Below are 19,563 nucleotides of genomic sequence, written 5' to 3' on the forward strand. Positions count from 1 at the left end.
TCTCCGTCGGGGCTGGGGGCCGGCGGTACGCGTGCACAGCCGGTTACGGCAGGTCGTTGTCCTTCACCCGGGGAATGGCCTGCTCAAGCCAGTCGAGCTGCACTTGAAGCATGGACCTGATCATGTCCAGGGACTCGTCGACGTGACGTGGGGCGCCGAAGCCCTGCTTGCCGCCTCTGGCGCGGGCCATCATGCCGACGGTCGCCGTGAGCTGCTGGGTGCGCTCATGCATCAGAGCCAGCAACCGGCCCTCGCTCATGCGGTCCATGAAGGTCACGGCCACCTGGAACGGGTCGACGATGGGCTTGACGTCACACCAATACTCCCCGAGCAGGAAGTAGAAGTGATCGCGCCCGGCCTGGGTGATCCCGTAGACGGTCTTGCCGCCCTTGCCGCTCTCGATGATCTCAAGCAGGCCCTCGTCCGCCATCTTCGACAAACCGTGGTAGATCGAGCCGTAGGCGACGTTGGCCCAGCTGTCGGCGCCCCAGAGCTCCAGCTTCCGCCGTACCTCGTAGCCGTGCAGCGGACCGTCGAGCAGGACACCCAAGAGAAGAACCCGAGTGGATGACATATGCAAATTTGTATACAAGTTTGTATGGCTAGCGCAAGTGGACTCCGCTCTTCCTCGTGAATGAGGTCATTCACTAGAGTGAGAGGCGTGCTTGAGGTGCTGGAGGAGATCGGCAGAGATCGCGACAGCGGCGGCTACGTCAGAGACGCCTGGTCGCCCGCCGATCTGGAATTGCGTGAATGGTTTAAAGGGGAGGCCGCCCGCCGCGGGCTCGACCTCGACGTAGACCGCAACGGCAATCTGTGGGCGTGGTGGGGTGATCCGGCCGCGGGTCCCGGGGTCGTCACCGGCAGCCATCTCGACTCCGTGCGCCAGGGCGGCCCCTTCGACGGTCCGCTGGGCGTCGTGTCCGCCTTCGCGGCGATCGACCTGATGCGGGAGCGCGGCCTCACTCCGGGCAGACCGCTCGCGGTGGTCTGCTTCACCGACGAGGAAGGCGCCAGGTTCGGCGTGCCCTGCATCGGATCGCGCCTGCTCACCGGCGTGCTCGACCCGGAGCGTGCACGGGGGCTGCGCGACGACGAGGGCGACACGATGGCCGACGTGCTGCGCCGCGCCGGCCGCGACCCCATGGCACTCGGCCGCGACGACGAGACCCTCGCCCGGGTGGGGGTCTTCGTCGAGCTCCACGTCGAGCAGGGGCGCGGGCTTGTCGGCAAGGGCGCCCCCGTGGGGGTGGCGAGCTCCATCTGGCCGCACGGCAGGTGGCGCTTCGACTTCCAGGGCACGGCCGACCACGCCGGCACGACCAGGCTCCACGACCGCGACGACCCCATGTTGCCCTTCGCCCGCGCGGTGCTCACGGCGCGGGTCGCCGCCGAGCGCCACGGAGTGCTCGCGACCTTCGGCAAGGTGCGCGTGTGGCCCGGCAACGCCAACGCGATCCCGGGCCGCGTGTCGGCCTGGCTCGACGCGCGGGGCGCGGGCGAGCGCGCGGTGCGTGCCCTGGTGTCGGAGCTGACGCTCGGGTCGGGGGCCACGGTCAGCGAGGAGTCCTGGACACCGGTGGTCGACTTCGACGTCCCGCTGCGCGACAAGGTCGCCGGCCTGCTCGGCGACGCGCCGATCCTGCCCACCGGGGCGGGACACGACGCGGGCATCCTGGCGTCGGCGGGGGTGCCCAGTGCGATGCTGTTCGTGCGCAACCCCACCGGGGTGTCGCACTCCCCGGCCGAGCACGCCGACGCCGACGACTGCCGGGCGGGTGTCACCGCCCTCTCATCGGTCCTGGAGGCGCTGTGCACATGACAGCATCGGAGGAGGCGCGGACAAGCGTGGTCACGTCATATTGGTGCGAGCTCGCCTGGGTGCCTCCGGGGGAGGTCGCCGAGGGTGTGCTCGTCACCGTCGCCGACGGCCGGTTCAACGACATCGTGCGCGATGTGCCCGCGCCCCCGCCGGGGGCCGAGCGGCTCGACGGCCTCACCCTGCCCGGCATGGCCAACGCCCACTCCCACGCCTTCCACCGCGCCCTGCGCGGCATCACCCACGGCGGGGGACTGGAGGGCGAGGCGAGTTTCTGGACGTGGCGCGAGCAGATGTACTCCGTGGCGGACCGGCTCGACCCCGACACCTATCTATCCCTGGCCCGCGCGACCTACGCCGAGATGGCCATGGCCGGCATCACGGCCGTGGGCGAGTTCCACTATCTGCACCACGCGCCCGGCGGCGTGCCATACTCCGACCCCAACGCGATGGGGCACGCGCTCATCCAGGCCGCCACCGAGGCCGGGCTGCGCATCTCGCTCATCGACGCCTGCTATCTGAGCGGCGGCGTGGGCATGCCGCTCACGGGCGCGCAGCGGCGGTTCGGCGACGGCGACGCCGAGCGCTGGGCCGTCCGCGCCGAGGCGCTCGCGTCGGCATATAAAGGTGAGCCCGCGGTCGAGGTGGGGGTCGCCATCCACTCGGTGCGCGCGGTGGCGCCCGAGCAGATGCGCACGGTCGTCGCGTTCTCCGACCACCACGCCGTCCCGCTGCACGCGCACGTCTCCGAGCAGCGCGCCGAGAACTCCGCCTGCGTGGAGATGTACTCCGCGACACCCGTCCAGGTGCTCCACGAGCACGGCGCGCTCGGCCCGCGGTCGACCGCCGTGCACGCCACCCACCTGTCCGATGTGGACATCGCGCTGCTCGGCCAGTCGGGCACCCACGTGTGCATGTGCCCGACCACCGAGCGCGACCTCGCCGACGGCATCGGCCAGGCCCGCACGCTCTTCGAGGCCGGCTCGCCCATCACGCTCGGCACCGACAGCAATGCGATTATCGACATGTTCGAGGAGGCCCGCGCGGTCGAGCTCGGCGAGCGGCTCGCCACCGAGCGCCGCTGCCACTGGACGGCGGCAGAGCTGCTGAGCGCCGCCACCTCGACCGGCCACGCCTCCCTGGGCTTCCCCGACGGCGGCACGCTCTGCCCCGGCGCGTGGGCGGACCTGGTCTCGGTGCGCCTCGACTCGGTGCGCACGGCGGGAGCCACCGTGGCGCGCGCCGCGGACGCCGTGGTGTTCGGCGCCGCCGCGGCCGACGTGCACAGTGTGGTCTCCGGCGGTCGGCGCGTCGTCGCCGGCGGGAATCACGTCCTCGGCGACGTGGGCGCCATGCTGGCCGAGGCGATCGGGCAGGTGCGATGACCTCGGTGCTGTTCGACCGGATCGGGTTGCTCTACACCGGCGACCCGGCCCGCGAGGAGATCGCGGACGCCGCCCTCGTGATCTCCGAGGGTCATGTCGTCTGGGTCGGTGAGGCCGGCGCCGCGCCCGAGGCGGACGAGCGGGTGGACGTCGACGGCCGGTGTGTTCTGCCGGGGTTTGTGGACAGCCACGCGCATCTGGTCTTCGCGGGCGACCGCACGGCGGAGTTCGCGGCCCGCATGTCGGGCGAGCCGTACACCGCGGGCGGCATCCACACGACCGTGGCCGCCACACGCGCGGCGAGCGACGAGACGCTCGCGGCGCGCACGGAGGCGCTGGTCGCCGAGATGCTCGCGCAGGGCACCACCACGGTCGAGATCAAGAGCGGCTACGGCCTGACCGTGCAGGACGAGCGCCGCGCGCTGGCGATCGCGGGGCGTTTCACCGGGGAGACGACTTACCTCGGCGCCCACGTCGTCCCGCGCGGGGCGTCCGCCGACGATTACGTGCGCCTGGTGACGGGGCCCATGCTGGACGCCTGCGCGCCATATGCGCGGTGGGTGGACGTGTTCTGCGAGCGGGGGGCGTTCGACGCCGATCAGGCGAGGGAGATCCTCGCCGCCGGTGTCGAGGCCGGGCTCGCGCCCAGGGTGCACGCCAACCAGCTCGGGCACGGGCCGGGGGTGCGCATCGCGTGCGAGTTCGCGGCGGCGTCTGCCGACCACTGCACGCACCTGACCGACGACGACGTCGACGCCCTGGCGTCCTCGGGCACGGTGGCCACGCTGCTGCCCGGGGCGGAGTTCTCGACGCGGTCGCCTTATCCGGAGGCGCGACGGCTCCTCGACGCGGGGGTGACGGTCGCGATCGCGACCGACTGCAACCCCGGCTCCTCTTATACGTCGTCGATGCCTTTCTGTGTGGCGCTCGCCGTCCGGGAGATGCGGATGACCCCTTTGGAGGCCGTGCGGGCGGCGACGAGGGGCGGGGCCCGTGCGCTCCGGCGGACCGATGTGGGCGTGTTGAAACGGGGGACACGAGCAGATCTCGTGATGTTGGATGCGCCGTCATATGTTCACTTGGCGTATCGCCCAGGAGTGCCTCTGGTGAGCGGCGTGTGGCAGGAGGGACGGCGGGTGGTATGAGCCGCTGACCTGCCGACTCGCTAAATGTCCGCTGGGGCATCCTCCTCTGGTAGGAATCGGAAACCATTCTGTAGACGTACTTTCTTCGGGAATCTTTGCCTTGGTTCGCACGTTGGCCGGGTTGAAAGCACAACTTCGGGATATTCCGAAAAAGCCGACGCATCGGGGCGGGAACGAGGTGCCAGGGGATGGCAAGGCCGACGGGGAATCGCATGCAGGAACAGCAGGTCTCCGACCGGGACCTGTTGGGGACATATCTCGCTGAGATCGGGCGTGTTCCCCTGCTCACCGCCGAAGAGGAGGTCGAGCTCGCCAAGCGCATCGAAGCCGGGCTTTTCGCGGGTCAGTTGCTTGACGGCGGGGGGAGCGAGCCGCGTTTCGCGGACGCCGCCGACGAGGAGCTGGAGCGGCTGGCGATCTCGGGTCTGCGTGCCAAGGAGGAGTTCATCCAGGCCAACCTGCGCCTGGTCGTGGCGGTGGCCCGGAAATACTCCGGGCGGGGGATGCCGCTCATCGACCTGGTCCAGGAGGGGAACCTGGGCCTGGTCAGGGCGGTGGAGAAGTTCGACTACCGGCGGGGGTACAAGTTCTCGACATATGCGACGTGGTGGATCCGGCAGTCGGTGGGGCGGGCCATCCACGAGCAGGCGCGGCCGGTGCGGCTGCCCACCCACGCCGGTGAGCAGATGACGCGGCTCATGCGGGTCCGGCGGGACATGCTCGCCGAGTTCGACGCCGAGCCGACCGACGCCGACCTCGCCGCGGTGCTCGAACTGCCCATCGAGCGGGTGCGCGAGCTGCGCCGCTGGGCGAGTGACCCGGTCTCGCTGCAACTGGGCGTGGGCGACGAGGACGAGACCGAGCTGGGCGACATGATCGCCGACGACACGTGGGGGGACCCCGAGCAGCAGGCGATCGACGTGCTTGAGCGTGAGCGGCTTGAGCAGTGGCTGACCGGCCTGGAGAACCAGACGCGCGACATGCTGCGCTGGCGCTACGGGCTCATCGACGGGCGGGAGCACACGCTGACCGAGGTCGGCGAGAGGTACGGCATAGGCCGCGACCGGGCCCGGCGCATCGAGCGTGACGCGCTGGCCCGGCTGCGCAAGCTCGCCACCGCAGCCTGAACCCCGCGCTCCCGTTCACGGCCCGCACTCGAAGGAGGCGGGACTCCCCGGCGGGACGGCGGGGCGGGTGGACCGCCTGAGGACGGCCATCCGCCCGCCGGTCCGTGAGCCCCGGAGGGACGATTCGCCGCGCCATGCGTTTAAGGCCCGCCTGCGTGTGGAACGAACGCTTACCGGTCCGCGGGCCGACGCGTCGGCCCGGCTCCGGCCGGTCCCCGTGGGAGGGCCCGGCCGGCTTGCCGCATGGCCTAAAGATGGGCCGTCTGATATCGCAGCCCCACCCGCTTGACGGCGGTTTGGGGCTGTTCTTTCTTTTATGGGCGTTGGGAAACATTCAGGAAACACGGAGTGACTGAGTTTCACCCATGTGAAACATCCGAGGTCGGACGCTGAAACTCCCGAAGCAGACGCTGTGGGGACCCGGTGGCGATGTCCCGGGCTCACAACCGATGTGGAAGGAGGGCCGCCGCATATGAAGATCGATAGCGGATCCACGGCCTGGATGCTCGTGAGCACTGCTCTGGTCCTGCTCATGACCCCGGGCCTTGCGTTCTTCTATGGGGGCATGACCAGGGCCAAGAGTGTGCTCAACATGATGATGATGTCGTTCGCGAGCATCGTCACCGTCACTGTCGCCTGGGTTCTCTACGGTCACTCGCTCGCCTTCACCGACAACGGAAGCGAACTGATCAACAGGTTCGTCGGCGGCCTCGACGCCCTCGGTCTCCAGAGTCTCATCGACACCGCCACCAAGAGCGACGGCACCGGCATGCCGAGCCTGGTGTTCTCGGCCTTCCAGATGTCCTTCGCCATCATCACCGTCGCGCTGATCAGCGGCGCCATAGCGGACCGTGCCAAATTCGGGGCGTGGGTGCTCTTCACCCTTGTCTGGGTGACGGTCGTCTATGTGCCGGTGGCCCACTGGGTGTGGGGCAACGGATGGCTGTTCAGCCTGGGCATCATGGACTTCGCCGGCGGCACGGTGGTCCACATCAACGCGGGAGCCGCGGGTCTCGCACTCGCGCTCGTGCTCGGCAGACGCACCGGCTGGCGCAAGGATCCGATGCGCCCCCACAGCCTCCCGCTCGTCCTGCTCGGCGCCGCCCTCCTGTGGTTCGGATGGTTCGGCTTCAACGCCGGATCCGAGCTCGCCGTCGACGGCACCACCGGGCTCGCCTTCATGAACACCCAGGTGGCGGCGGCCGTCGCGGCCGGTGCGTGGATCCTGGTGGAGAAGCTGAGGGACGGCCACTCCACGACCTTCGGCCTCGCCTCCGGCGTCGTGGCGGGTCTGGTGGCGGTCACCCCCGCCGCCGGTTTCGTCCAGCCGTGGGCCGCCATGCTCATCGGCCTCGTGGCCGGTGCCGCCTGCTCCTACGCCATCGGCCTGAAATATCGCTTCAACTACGACGACTCGCTCGACGTGGTCGGCGTTCACATGGTCGGCGGGCTCATCGGCGCGCTTTCCCTCGGCTTCCTCGCGGCCTACCCGGTGCTTGAGCAGCAGAACGAGGGCATTCTGTACGGCGGGGGCCTGACCCAGCTCGGCCTCCAGGCACTCGGCCCCGTGGCCGTCGGGCTCTACTCCTTCGGCGTCACCTTCGTCCTCGCCAAGATCATTGACGCCGTCATGGGCTTCCGGATCTCCAAGGAGGACGAGGTCAACGGCATCGACATCACGACCCACGCCGAGACCGGCTACGACCTCGGCACCGTCCACGCCTCCGCGGTCGGCTCGGCCACGGGGCAGGTGCCGCAGACCGTGCCGGCGGGCAGGCCGGCGGCCAACTCGGCGAACAGCGCGCCAAGCACGGCGGAAAAGAAGGTGGAAGCATGAGGCTGATCACGGCGGTCGTCAAGCCGTTCAAACTCGACGAGGTCAAGGCGGCCCTGGAGCAGTTCGGCGTCAAGGGCATGACCGTCAGCGAGGCGAGCGGCTACGGCAGGCAGCGGGGCCACACCGAGGTCTACCGCGGCGCGGAATACCAGGTGGACCTCGTGCCCAAGGTCCGCATCGAGGTGCTCGCCGAGGCGGAGGACGCCGAGGACGTGATCGACGTCATCGTCAAGGCGGCGCAGACCGGCAAGATCGGTGACGGCAAGGTCTGGTCGGTGCCCGTGGAGACGGTGATGCGCGTCCGCACGGGTGAGCGCGGGCCCGAGGCCCTCTGACCGTGGCCGGGACGCGCCGGTGCCGCGGTTCGGCACGCCGGCCGCTCGAACGGGGGGAGTGATCCGATGATGCGAGGTGGCGCCCGCTCCTTCTCCGCCGACCGCAAGGAGCGGTCGGCGGAGGTGGACCGCTGGCTGACCGGGTTGTTCCGTACCGCGTGCGCGATGCCATACGCGGCCGGCGGCGCGCTGCCGGGGCTCGGCGGGCGGGCGTCCGCGGGCGAGCGGGGCGGGCCTTCGGGTGTCGCGCTCATCACGGTCGGGAGCCACGGCCGCGGCGAACTCGCTCCCGGCAGCGACCTCGACCTCGTCCTGCTGCACGACGGCAGGGAGGACATCGGCGGCATCGCCGACTCCCTCTGGTATCCGATCTGGGACTCCGGGCTCGGCCTGGACCACTCGGTGCGCACGGTGCACGAGGCCGCCAAGGTCGCCCGCGACGACCTCAAGGTCGTGCTCGGCCTGATCCAGGCCCGCCACGTCGCCGGCGACCCCGGCCTCACCAAGGCGATGCGCGAGACCGTGCTCGCCGAATGGCGCGCCGACTCGCGCCGCCGGCTGGGCGAGCTCCGCGAGGCGTGCGACCAACGTGCCGCGGCCCGCGGGGAGCTCGCTTTCCTCCTTGAACCCGACCTCAGAGACGCCAAGGGCGGTCTGCGCGACGTCCAGGCGATGCAGGCCGTCGCCGCCGCGTGGGTGGCCTCCGCCCCGGGGCCGCGTGTACGGGAGGCATATGAGCTTCTCCTGGACATCCGGCACGGTCTTCACGTCGTGACCTCACGCGGGGCCGACCGGCTGGTCCTGCAAGAGCAGGACGCCGTGGCCGGCACCCTCGGCCTCATGGACGCCGAGGCGCTGATGCGCCGCCTCGCCGAGGCGGGCCGCACCATCGGCCACGCCTTCGACTCCACCTGGCGCACCGTTGACCGGCTCCTATCCGGTCCGGCCCCCCGCGGGCGCCGCCCGCTCGCCGACGGCGTGGTCGAGCACGCCGGCGAAGTGGTGCTGGCGCGCGGGGCCGACCCCCGCGACGACCCCACGCTCATCCTGCGGGCCGCCGCTGCCGCCGCAGGTGCGGGCCTGCCGCTCGCTCACGCGACCGTGACCCTCCTCGCCGCCCAGTCGCCGCCGCTGCCCGTGCCGTGGCCGCCTGAGGCGCGTGACGCCCTCGTGGCGCTGCTCGGCGCCGGGCGCGCCGCCGTGCCGGTGTGGGAGGAACTGGACCAGGCCGGGCTGCTGGTGCGCATCATCCCCGACTGGGAGCGTGTCCGCCATCGTCCGCAGCGCAGCCCCGTGCACCGCTTCACGGTCGACCGCCACCTCATCGAGACCGCCGCGGGCGCGGCGTCCTTCACCCGTGACGTGGGCCGGCCCGACCTGCTGCTCATCTCCGCCCTCCTGCACGACATCGGCAAGGGCTGGCCGGGCGACCACTCGGTGACCGGTGAAGTGGTCGCGCGGGACATCGGCGTGCGCATGGGACTGCCCCCGGCCGACGTAGGCGTGCTCGCCACAGTGGTCCGCCACCACCTTCTCCTCCCCGAGACCGCGACCCGCCGGGACCTCGACGACCCGGTGACCGTCTCCCGCGTGGCCGAGGCGGTGGGGTCGCGGGACGTCCTTGAGTTGCTGGCCGCGCTCGCCGTCGCCGACGGCAACGCCACCGGGCCCGCCGCGTGGAACACCTGGAAGTCCTCGCTCGTCGCCGACCTCGTGCGCAGAGTGCGCTCGGTGTTGTCGGGTTCGCCGCCGCCCGCCCCCGTGTCGCCGCCGGAGGCGGCGCTGCCGGCCAGGCACGGAGGCTGTGCCGTACGCGTCAAGCAGGGCGCGGTGACGGTCGTCGCGCAGGACCGCCAGGGCCTGCTGTGGCGTGCGGCGGGGGTGCTCGCGGCGCACCGCCTCGTGGTGCGCGCGGCGTCGGCGGCGTCGGCCGGTGCGACGGCGGTCATCGAGTTCGCCGTGCTGCCTGAATACGGGTCGCCGCCCGATCCGGCGACGCTGGAGGCCGACCTGAGACTGGTGCTCGCCGGGCGGCTGGACATCGAGCAGCGTCTGGCGGCGCGGGCCCGTTCGTCGCGTCCGTCGCGTGTGCCCGTCGCACCACCGAGAGTGACGCTTGTGGACGACGCCTCGGCCACGGCCACCGTCGTAGAAGTCCGGGCTCATGATCGTCCGGGCCTATTGTGGCGAATTGGTAGGGCATTTGGTGAATGTGCCCTTGACGTACGGGCCGCGCGCGTGGAGACTCTCGGCGCAGAGGCGGTTGACGTCTTCTACGTGGTGGACCGGACCGGCCGTCCGATCACAGACGAGGCGCAGCGAAGCCAGATTCGTGATCAGGTTCTTACGGCTCTTCGGTAAATAAATCTAGATGTTGTCACCTTTGTAACGATTAAGTCCGTTTCGCCTGGTAGCGGCTTGTGCGTCTTGACCTTGTGGTCGAATGAGCCCACTTGTGAACGAGGCTTGAGGGGTAGCGAGAGCGGTGACGACGGGTACAACCGAAAGTGGCCGTGCCAGGCGGGACCGTACAAAACGGTCATCTACACTCCGGCGTCTGGGACCGCGTTACTGGCGTGTGAGATCACGCCTCGCCGTGCTGATCCTCGTGCCTACGGCGGTCGGCGTGTTTCTCTCCGGCGCCCGGGTCGTGACCGCCGTGGAGGGCGTGTCCGAGCACCGCCGCGTCGGTCTGGCCGCCGAATACGCCGGGCACCTGCGCGATTTAGCTCATACGCTCGCGATCGAGCGGGACACCGGCACCTGGTGGGGAGCCTCCACCGACAAGGGCGAGCGGAGCGCGGCCTACAAGGACGCGCAGGCGGCGGTCAAACGCAGCGTGAGCGCGGTGCGCGCCGACCTCGAACTTGTGGACGCCTCCTACGGCGATCGCGTGGACACCATGACCAAACGTGTACGCGGTGGCCTTGAGGCGATCGACAGTCTGCAAGACAAGCCCGACCCCGATCGCTTCACCTATCTCATCGCCGACCTGTTCCGGCTGCACGACGCCTTCTCCCAGGTCAGCGACCAGAAGGAGCTGGGCGCGCAGTTCCGCGCCCTCGGCGCCCTGGCCAAAATCAAGGAGCAGGTGTCCATCCAGCGGGTGCGCATCCTGCGCGCGGCCTACGACAGGCGGCGCATCAACGACGACACGGTCCAGAAGTTCTTCGCCGACCGCGAGCGACTGCGCGAATACATCGCGCAATATGGCAACGAGGTCGGCCCCCAAGGCGCCGACGAGCTCGCGAGCAAGCTGAACCACCCGACCTTCCACCGGGTCGAGATCGAACGCAGCCGCGCCATCTTCCTCGCGAACCAGGCGGTCGCCGCCAGTCGGCCGGTCCACAACCTGCTCAGCGACGTCACCGGGTGGTTCGACACCAACGGCGACGTGATTCAGCTGGTCGACCAGTTCGAGGACGAGGTCGCCGCGGAAGTGGCGGCCGAGACCAAGGAACTCGAGAGCGCGGAGATGCGCAACGCGCTCATCGCCGGTGCCTCGATCCTTGCCCTGCTGCTGCTCGTCCTGCTCACCACCGTGCTCATCGCGCGGTCGATGGTCACGCCGCTGCGGCGCCTGCGCAGCGAGGCCCTGGAGATCGCCGGTTTCCGCCTTCCCGACGTGGTCCGCAACCTCCGCCTGTCGACCGACGCCAAGCCGCCCGTGGTCGCGCCGATCTCGACGACGACCGAGGACGAGATCGCCGAAGTCGCCCAGGCATTCGACGAGGTGCACCGGCAGGCCGTGCGCCTCGCCGCCGAAGAGGCCGGACTGCGCAGCAACATCAACGCGATGTTCGTCAACCTGTCCCGGCGCACCCAGACACTCGTCGAACGCCAGATCTCCCTCATCGACGGCCTGGAGAAGGGCGAGCAGGACGGCTCCCGTCTCGCGGACCTGTTCAAGCTCGACCACCTCGCCACCCGCATGCGGCGCAACAGTGAGAACCTCCTGGTCCTCGCCGGCCACGAGCCCAACCGGCGGCGCAGCCAGCCGGCCAAACTCGTGGACGTCGTGCGCGCCTCCCTGTCGGAGGTCGAGGACTACGAGCGGGTGCAGGTCAAGGTGCACCGGGCCACGGCCGTCGTGGGCTCGGCCGCCAACGACGTGGTGCACCTGGTCGCCGAGCTGGTGGAGAACGCCATCCAGTTCTCGCCCAGGCACACCAAGGTCGTCGTCGGCAGCAGTCTCATCGAGGGCGGCGCGGCGCTCCTGACGGTCGTGGACAACGGCATCGGGATGACCCAGGAGGAGCTCGTCGAGGCCAACCGGCGCCTCTCCGAGCCGCCTGTGGTCGATGTGTCGGTCTCGCGGCGCATGGGCCTGTTCGTGGTCGGCCGGCTTGCGCTCCGGCACGGCATCCGCGTGCAGCTGCGGCCGGGCGAGGGCGGCGGCGTCGTCGCCATGGTCCTGCTTCCGCCGGTCGTGGTCATCCAGGGGCAGCCCACGAACTCCGCTCCCATGGGCGGGCGTCCGGCGCAGAAGCCCGCCGAGAGCGCGCGTCCCTTCGGCGGGAGCACCACGGGACCCTTCGGCTCGGAGGGCACCGGGCCCTTCAGCCGGGAGGCGTCCCCGCTTCAGTCGTATTCGGGGGCTTCGTCGTTCGGCACAGGACCGGTGGAGTTCCCCTCGGGCCCGCTCGACCTGTCCGGGATGCCGCCGGGCGCCCACTCTGGGACCGGTCCGCAGCCGCTGGGAGGCACAGGCCCCCTGCCCGGCGCCGGCTCACCGGGTGCAGGAGCGTCGCCGGGCGCCAACGGAGGCGGGACCACCTCGGGCGGTCTGCCCCGCCGCTCACCCAAGCAGAAGCCGTCGGAGACCGGGAGCTTCTCCGTCGCCTCGGACTCCGGTGCCTTCACGCGCCCTGGCGAGTCCGACTCCGGTGGTTTCCCGCGTCCCGGGGCTTCGGACTCCGGTGCCTTCTCTCCGCCCCCTGTGTCGGACTCTGGGGGCTTCCCACGGCCTGGTGTGTCGGACTCCGGAGGCTTCCCCCACCCCGGTGTCTCCGACTCCGGCCCGCACCACATGCCGAGTGCGTCCGACTCCGGTCCGCATCGCATGCCGGGTTTGTCGGACTCCGGCTCGCACCGCATGCCCGGCGGGTCCGACACCGGAGGGCACGGCCTGCCGGGCGACACGGGTCCGTTCCGATTCGGCGGCGTGGCCGACACCGGTGCGCAGAGCGTGCCGGGTCCGGCCGACTCCGGCCCCTTCCGGCGTACGGCGGAGCCCGCCCAAGGCGGTGACCAAGCGCCGTCCTTCTCGGCCTGGGCCCCCACGGCCACCGGCGGGACATACGACAGCAGGTACGACGAGAAGACCCACGCCGACGACCCGGACACGGCGTCGATGCCCGCTGTAGATTTCTCCCCGCTTGAGGATGAAGGGGAGTTCCTGCCCATCTTCGCCTCGGTCGAGTCGGCGTGGTTCCGCCGTGCCGACCCAGAGGAAGACGGCGCCGCCTCGCAGGACACCACAACCGCCGAGCGGCGGCTGCCCACGCCCAGCCGCGTTCCCCCCGTCCAAGGGGGCGGGAACGACGGGTGGACGGGCGCGTCCGACGCGGGCTGGCGCGCCGCTCAGGCCGCCAGTCAGCCCGCCATGGGCGGCGTCACAGCCGCCGGGCTGCCGAAGCGCACCCCCAAAGCCAACCTCGTCCCAGGTACAGCCGCGCTCGGCGCGCCGACTCCCGCGCCGCCCGCCGCTCCCGTCTCGGCCGACCGCATCCGTAGCCGGATGTCGGGATTCCAACAGGGGGTACGGCGTGGCCGCGCCGAAATACGTGAGGAAAGCGCCCGCCCCCGGGCGGAAGAGGAGGAGAACTCGTGACCGTCCTGAGCCATGAGGCGCGCAGGTTCGATTGGTTGATCACAGAGTTCGTACGCGGCACGCCCGGTGTCGCGCACGCAGTCGTCGTATCCGCCGACGGCCTGTGCCTCGCCACCTCTGAGGGTTTCCCGCCGGACCGCGCCGACCAGCTCGCCGCGGTCTCCGCGGGATTGCTCAGCCTTACGGTGGGGGCCGCCAGAGTCTTCGAAGGCGGCCCCGTCACCCAGACCGTCGTGGAGATGCAGCGCGGGCTGATGTTGGTGATGGCCATCAGCGACGGCTCCGTGCTCGCTCTGCTCGCCGCGCCGGACTGCGACATGGGGCTGGTCGCCTATCAAATGACGTTGCTGGTCGAGCGGGCCGGGCAGGCGCTGACGCCGGCCCTTCGCGCGGAGCTTCAGGCGTCGAGGGGCGGTCGGTGAGCGGGATGATGGGAGCCGGTCGTGCTCGGTGACGACGGCGCCGGGGACGAAGAGCCGCTCTTCCGTCCCTACGCTGTAACCGGTGGTCGCTCGGAGCCGCGCTACCATCTGGCAGTGGAGACTCTGGTTTCCTCGATGTCCATCCCAGATGACGAGATGGCGCTGCTCACTCCTGAGCAGGAGACCATAGTCATGCTATGCCGATCATTTCGGTCGGTGGCCGAGATCTCCGCGTTGCTGAAGGTCCCGTTGGGGGTGGCCAGAGTGCTGGTGGCCGACATGGCAGACGAAAACCTCGTCCGCCTTCACCAGCCTCTCCTCAGCCAGGGACATCCAGACCTCAACATGCTCGAAAGGGTGCTCAGTGGACTTCGCAGGCTCTAACCACGGCGGCCTGACGTCGACCAAGATCGTGGTCGCGGGCGGGTTCGGCGTCGGCAAGACCACGTTCGTGGGCGCGGTGTCCGAGATCCTCCCGCTCACGACCGAAGCCGTGATGACCGACGCGAGCGCCGGTATCGACGACCTGGCCCACACTCCGAACAAGGCGACCACCACCGTCGCCATGGACTTCGGACGCCTCTCCCTTGAGCGCGACCTGATCCTGTATCTCTTCGGAACGCCGGGTCAGCACCGCTTCTGGTTCATGTGGGATGACCTGGTCAGAGGTGCGATCGGTGCCGTCGTCCTCATCGACACCCGCCGTCTCGCCGACAGCTTCCCGGCCATCGACTACTTCGAGGAGGCCCAGCTTCCTTTCGTCGTCGGTGTCAACGGGTGGGAGGGACAGTTCGCCCACAACGAGGCCGAGGTCCGCGAGGCGCTCGCCCTCGCACCGCACATCCCGATCGTCCGCTGTGACGCGCGCAGCCGGGAGTCGGTCAAAGCGACCTTGATCACACTTGTGGAGCACGTCGTCCGAGTACGGGCGGCCCACGTCCTCCTCTGACCACGGCACCGCCCACGGCGTCCGCCATCCGCCTCATGCCCCGCCGGACCGATCCGCCGGGGCATGAGGCGTACTCCGGCCCGCCTGAGCCACTGCGTGGGGCCGCCGCTTCACCGCCACCGGGCCGCTGTGGCCCCTGCCCGTCGCTTGGGCCGCTGTCGCCCGCCACAGGGCACGCCCTCACCGCTGGAACGTTGCCGTCCCGCCGGCGCCGCCTCGCGGGCGCCTCGCCGTACGAGCGTTGTCCGGGGTGATGGGGGAAGGACGCGGCCGGTGGGCTAGTCTGTCGGCCGTCTCCGCCTTGTCGTGGGGGTCGATGAACAACGCGCTCCGGCCGGGCGATCCCGGCAGAACAGGGAAAACGGTGAAGCTGCTCCACTCAGGGAAGGTCCGCGACGTCTACGAGGACCGTGGCGACATCATCCTGGTCGCCTCCGACCGTGTGTCGGTCTACGACGTGATCCTCCCCACACCTATCCCCGACAAGGGCAAGGTGCTCACGCAGCTTTCGCTCTGGTGGTTCGAGCAGCTCGCCGACCTGGTGCCCAACCACGTCATCTCGGCCGACGACGTGCCGGCGGAGTTCGCCGGGCGCGCCGTCCGCTGCCGCCGGCTTTCGATGGTGCAGGTCGAGTGCATCGCCAGGGGATATCTCGCCGGTCTCGGCCTCAAGGAATATCAGGCGAGCGGTTCGGTTTCCGGCGTGGCTCTGCCGCCCGGCCTGGTGGAGGGCTCGAAGCTGCCCGAGCCGGTGTTCACACCCACCACGAAGGCACCGCTCGGCGCCCACGACGAGTTCATCACCTACGGCGACGTGGTGGCGCAGGAGGGCGAGGAGCTCGCCGCGGAGCTGCGCCGCCTCACCCTTGAGGTCTACCGCCGGGGCGCGGAGCTGGCCGCCGCGCGCGGCGTCGTCATCGCCGACACCAAGCTCGAGTTCGGCAAGGACGCCGAGGGCCGGCTCACCCTCGGCGACGAGGTGCTGACCTCCGACTCGTCGAGGTTCTGGCCCGCCGACCAGTGGGAGCCGGGCCGCCCGCAGTTCTCCTTCGACAAGCAGTTCGTGCGCGACTGGGCGGCGGGCACCGGCTGGGACAAGCGTGCCCCCGCCCCCGAAGTGCCCGACCACATCGTGGAGACCACCCGCGCCCGCTACATCGAGGCATACGAACGCATCACCGGTAAATCCTTCTGACACCGGCCACGACCCGACCCGCGTCCAGGCCCCGCAGGCGTCCATGCCCTTGCCGCGCTCGTCCTGAGCCTCAGGTGTGCGCCGGCACGGTGTTCCTCCCGCGCCGGTCCGGGGCCATGCCGGCACGGTCCACCTGCCGGGGCCGAGCGGAAGGGCCCGGCAAGATACGGCGGATGCCGGCGCGGCCCACCCGCCGGGGAGGTCAGCTGATGAGGTCCCAAGGATGCCGGCGGCGGCCTATCTCGCCCGGGGTGAGAATCAGCGCGGCAACGTCGTGCACTGCCGCGCCCGCCACTTCGCCTGCCGGTGCCAGGCGTCCCGCATCCCCACGCTCAGCCGGCCCGGCCACCTCGCCACACTCACCTCCCGGGCGGCGCACATCAGCCCCATGGCCGTCTGAAACGCCCCGCCGTTGCCGACATGGCGGCGGCGGGCTTGTGCCGTACCTCTCCGTCCAGGCCACGATTCCGGGACGGAGAGGTACGGCGGAGCCCGGTCAGCAGAGGATGATCAGCCCGGTGATGACCGTGCAGTTGCGGCTCGCGGAGTCGTTGGCGGCGTTGGGGTCGGTGGTGGAGGAGGCGGTGCGGGTGGTGGTGACGGGGAGGGCCAGCCCGACGCTGAGCAGGCCCTGCTGGGCGGTGAACGAGCGGGTGGCGGTGGCGCCGCCCGCGACGGCGGGGATCGTGCAGGTCACCCGGTCGTCGGCGGTGGTGTGGAGGCAACCCGCGGGCAGGCTCGCGACCGAGGTCGTGCCGGCCGGGAGCTCCGTGGTCAGCACCACGTCGGCCGCGGCGCCGGGGCCGTTGTTGGTGGCGGAGGCGGTGACGCCGATGCGTCCGCCGAGGAGCGAGCCGGTGGTGCTGAGTCCGACAGCGATGTCGGCGTCGGTGCGCAGCACGGTGACGGTCGGGCCGTCCTGGGTGGCGTCGCCGCCGACCGACGTGCTGATCAACTGGTAGCGCACCACGAAGGTCGAGCCGGAGGGCACGGTGTCGTCTACGCGCAGCGTCAGCGATCCGGTGTAGGTGGTGCCGCCGACAAGGGTGCCGAGCGGCACCAGCGGCCCGAAGCCGTCCTCGGTGCACGCGCCGCCGAGGTTGCCGGTGCAGGATTCGACGCTGGTGAAGTCGTGGAGTCCGCCTAGCGGGTTGCCGAACTCCGTGTAGAAGCGCTGTGCGTAGTTCGTGCCGCTTCTTCGCGGGGTGGCGGTGAAGTCGATGGTGAAGGTGTCGCCGGGGGCGAGCGTTGTGGGGGCGACGGTGATGGTGGAGGCGGCGTGAGCCGTACCCGGCGTCATGAGGGTGGCGGCGGCCAGGAGGAGGGCGACCAGCAGCCGGGCGCCTCGCCGTGCGGTGGACGACATGGAACCTCTTTCCTTCGAAACGGAAAATCGACGGCATGAAGACATGATTCGGGGTACGGAAAATCCCGCGCGGGCCTCTGCGTGAAGTAAGACCGTGAAAGGGCCGACGACTCTCCGGAAACGGGCGGGCGGCTGTGGCCGGGCCCAGTCGAGATCGGGCGGGTGCGCCCAAGGCGTCGGTCGGCGATTGAGCGTGCGGCGGCAAGGACCTGTCGGGGGTCTTTATCCACGCACTTCTACGGCGGCGGCCCGCGGCCACGTGGGCGATCGCATATCAACTCGGTGAGTCATGGCCGCCGGCGATCGGGGGAGAGGCCGGTCGGTTCCGCCGGCATGTCGCCGCAGGGAGCGGTGCTTTCGCCCCTCGCGCGTGAGGTTTGCGTACTCGTCGATGTCTTCACAGATGGACAGGGTGTGATGGGCGGGCTCTGCCGTGGAGGACTATGCCGTGGTGAGGCCGTGGCGCGGTGGTGGGCCTCATGCGTCTCGGATGCGCCGACAGCCGACCTGAGGGAGTCTCATGGCTATCCCCGGCCTTTGGGTCAATCGCACAGTCAGGATCGAATGTCACGTTATCGCTCGATCACGAACTGTAATACGCCGTGCGCGTGACGGCAATACAGAAAATCAATGACAACCGCATGGTTGTCATGTGTGTCACACTCATGTGTGCAATTCTTCACGCCATTAAGATCATGAATGGCGGAGACGCCGGCTGTGGTTTCGGCCTGTTGTAATGTGTCGCCGGGGGGTTGAGAATGGCGGGTTTTCGCCTTACCGCCGTGACGGGCGCGTGGAGGTCGCCGCAGGGGCCACAAGGGCATGGCGGAGGTGCCGGCCCCCTCGCCCGGGCCGCCGGCGGGCAGCTGCCGTCCTGCCGGGCCGGGCCGTGGCCTCTGGTCCCCCGGGTCGGGCGGTCGAAGGGCGACGGGCGTCCTGCACTTGTTCCGTCCCGCACCCGCGCGACGTGCCGCGCGTCTCCGGTCGCGCGCGGTGGGATCGCCGGACCCCGGGAAGGGACGGCGGCCGTGGGGGGTGCCGGTGCCTACTTCGGCATCCACCCCTTCCACACGATCTTGTTGCTGTCCACCCACCTCTTGGCGGCCTCGTCCGGCGGGAGCTCCTTGTTGGTGATGTCGTCCGCGACGGAGTTCTGGTGGTCGTTGGTCCAGTGGAAATTGCGGACGAGCTCATATGCCTTGCCGCCGGTGGCGGCGAACCGCTTGCTCACGATCTTGTCGAGCAGATAGGGCGGATAGTCGCAGGCGATCTTCTTCGGATCCTTGTCGCACCCGATGGCGTACGGCGGAAGATTGATCTTGGCGAGTTTCACCTGTGTGAAGAGCCACTGCGGTTCGTAGAAGTACATCAGCAGCGGCGTCTTGTCCTCCGAGGCGCGTTTGGCCGCCTTGATGAGCGCCGCCTCACTCCCGGCGTAGACGACCTTGTAATTTAGGTCGAGGTTTTTGATGAGCGCGCTGTCGTTGGTGACGAACGACGGATCGCCGCTGAGGAACTGTCCCTGGCTCCCCGACTTCGAGGTTTTGAAGAGGTCGGCATACTTGTTGAGATTGCGCCAGTCGGTGATATCGGGATATCGGTCGACCATCCACTTCGGAACGTACCAACCGATAACCCCCTTGTTGCCGTTCGTCCCGGCGGACACGGCGACTTTCTTTTCCTCGATGTACTTCTTCTTCTCCGCCTCCCGCCCCCAGTTCTCGATGATGACGTCGACCTCGCCGTTCTCGATGCCCTCCCAGGATTTCGCCTCGTCCAGATGCTTCTTCTCCACCTCGTAGCCGAGTTCCTCGGCCAGCAGATAGGTGAGGACGGCGGCGCTGGCCTCGTAGCCGATCCACGGATTGATGGCCAGCCGCACCGTGCCCTTGCTCGGGGCCTCGGCCTTCTCGCTCGCACCGCCGCCGGTGCACCCGGCCAGCAGAAGCACGAACACGAGGGCCGAGGCCGCCGCTCTTCTTCCATGTGTTGCCATCGCATGCCCTTGTCGAGTGCGGTCGTGTGCGGGCCGTGGCCTGCGGCGAACGCGCCACAGGGCCACGGCGGGAGGGGTAAGGCCGGAGGGGTACGGCGAAGCCCGCCGCACCCGGAACCCGGAACGGCCGGTCGTGAGAGGCGGCCGGTCGGAT

Annotated in this window: 16 protein-coding genes; 13 read left to right on the forward strand and 3 right to left on the reverse strand. The window is 69.9% G+C overall.

Going from position 1 to position 19,563, the window contains the following annotated elements; all coding sequences use genetic code 11:
• Positions 1-43: 43 nt before the first annotated feature.
• Positions 44-550 (reverse strand): PadR family transcriptional regulator, encoded by a 507-nt coding sequence (locus tag Ssi02_RS07890; RefSeq protein ID WP_204022721.1) that lies wholly within the window; start codon positions 548-550, stop codon positions 44-46.
• Between the two features lie 84 nt (positions 551-634).
• Here Ssi02_RS07890 and Ssi02_RS07895 point away from each other — a divergent pair, with 84 nt between their 5' ends.
• The 13 genes from Ssi02_RS07895 (at position 635) to Ssi02_RS07955 (ending at position 16,447) form a co-directional block, all read left to right on the forward strand.
• The gene (locus tag Ssi02_RS07895) at positions 635-1,822 is read left to right on the forward strand and encodes an allantoate amidohydrolase (protein WP_204022723.1); all 1,188 of its coding nucleotides are present in this window, start codon (positions 635-637) and stop codon (positions 1,820-1,822) included.
• A complete protein-coding gene (locus Ssi02_RS07900; protein ID WP_204022726.1) occupies positions 1,819-3,204 on the forward strand; it encodes a formimidoylglutamate deiminase in 1,386 nt (461 codons plus the stop codon). The genes Ssi02_RS07895 and Ssi02_RS07900 overlap by 4 nt, the downstream gene beginning before the upstream one ends.
• Positions 3,201-4,349 (forward strand): imidazolonepropionase, encoded by a 1,149-nt coding sequence (hutI, locus tag Ssi02_RS07905; RefSeq protein WP_204022728.1) that lies wholly within the window; start codon positions 3,201-3,203, stop codon positions 4,347-4,349. Before Ssi02_RS07900 ends, hutI begins: the two co-directional genes overlap by 4 nt.
• A 212-nt stretch (positions 4,350-4,561) precedes the next feature.
• Positions 4,562-5,476, forward strand: a complete 915-nt coding sequence (locus Ssi02_RS07910) for a sigma-70 family RNA polymerase sigma factor (protein ID WP_239128689.1) — start codon at positions 4,562-4,564, stop codon at positions 5,474-5,476.
• Between the two features lie 472 nt (positions 5,477-5,948).
• The gene (locus tag Ssi02_RS07915) at positions 5,949-7,313 is read left to right on the forward strand and encodes an ammonium transporter (RefSeq protein WP_204022730.1); all 1,365 of its coding nucleotides are present in this window, start codon (positions 5,949-5,951) and stop codon (positions 7,311-7,313) included.
• Positions 7,310-7,648 (forward strand): P-II family nitrogen regulator, encoded by a 339-nt coding sequence (locus Ssi02_RS07920; protein ID WP_204022731.1) that lies wholly within the window; start codon positions 7,310-7,312, stop codon positions 7,646-7,648. The genes Ssi02_RS07915 and Ssi02_RS07920 overlap by 4 nt, the downstream gene beginning before the upstream one ends.
• Positions 7,649-7,714: 66 nt before the next feature.
• Entirely contained in the window at positions 7,715-10,009 is a 2,295-nt protein-coding gene (locus Ssi02_RS07925) for a [protein-PII] uridylyltransferase (RefSeq protein ID WP_239128690.1), read from the forward strand.
• A 217-nt stretch (positions 10,010-10,226) separates the two neighbouring features.
• On the forward strand, positions 10,227-13,481 hold the full coding sequence (locus Ssi02_RS07930) for a sensor histidine kinase (protein WP_204022732.1): 3,255 nt from the start codon (positions 10,227-10,229) through the stop codon (positions 13,479-13,481).
• A complete protein-coding gene (locus Ssi02_RS07935; protein WP_275410620.1) occupies positions 13,478-13,903 on the forward strand; it encodes a roadblock/LC7 domain-containing protein in 426 nt (141 codons plus the stop codon). The genes Ssi02_RS07930 and Ssi02_RS07935 overlap by 4 nt, the downstream gene beginning before the upstream one ends.
• A gap of 21 nt (positions 13,904-13,924) precedes the next feature.
• A complete protein-coding gene (locus tag Ssi02_RS07940) occupies positions 13,925-14,287 on the forward strand; it encodes a DUF742 domain-containing protein (RefSeq protein WP_204022734.1) in 363 nt (120 codons plus the stop codon).
• Complete coding sequence (locus tag Ssi02_RS07945; protein WP_239128691.1) at positions 14,268-14,852, forward strand: GTP-binding protein; 585 nt, start codon at positions 14,268-14,270, stop codon at positions 14,850-14,852. Before Ssi02_RS07940 ends, Ssi02_RS07945 begins: the two co-directional genes overlap by 20 nt.
• A 364-nt stretch (positions 14,853-15,216) precedes the next feature.
• On the forward strand, positions 15,217-16,047 hold the full coding sequence (locus tag Ssi02_RS07950) for a phosphoribosylaminoimidazolesuccinocarboxamide synthase (protein ID WP_204022969.1): 831 nt from the start codon (positions 15,217-15,219) through the stop codon (positions 16,045-16,047).
• Positions 16,048-16,270: 223 nt separating this feature from the next.
• On the forward strand, positions 16,271-16,447 hold the full coding sequence (locus Ssi02_RS07955; protein WP_204022736.1) for a hypothetical protein: 177 nt from the start codon (positions 16,271-16,273) through the stop codon (positions 16,445-16,447).
• 96 nt (positions 16,448-16,543) lie between these two features.
• Here the strand turns inward: Ssi02_RS07955 and Ssi02_RS07960 are convergent, their stop codons facing one another.
• Together Ssi02_RS07960 and Ssi02_RS07965 are read right to left on the reverse strand one after the other, a co-directional pair.
• A complete protein-coding gene (locus Ssi02_RS07960) occupies positions 16,544-17,413 on the reverse strand; it encodes a DUF11 domain-containing protein (RefSeq protein WP_204022739.1) in 870 nt (289 codons plus the stop codon).
• A gap of 1,045 nt (positions 17,414-18,458) precedes the next feature.
• On the reverse strand, positions 18,459-19,409 hold the full coding sequence (locus Ssi02_RS07965; protein ID WP_204022742.1) for an ABC transporter substrate-binding protein: 951 nt from the start codon (positions 19,407-19,409) through the stop codon (positions 18,459-18,461).
• Positions 19,410-19,563: the final 154 nt, after the last annotated feature.

The organism is Sinosporangium siamense, from assembly GCF_016863435.1.
Lineage (GTDB): Bacteria > Actinomycetota > Actinomycetes > Streptosporangiales > Streptosporangiaceae > Sinosporangium > Sinosporangium siamense.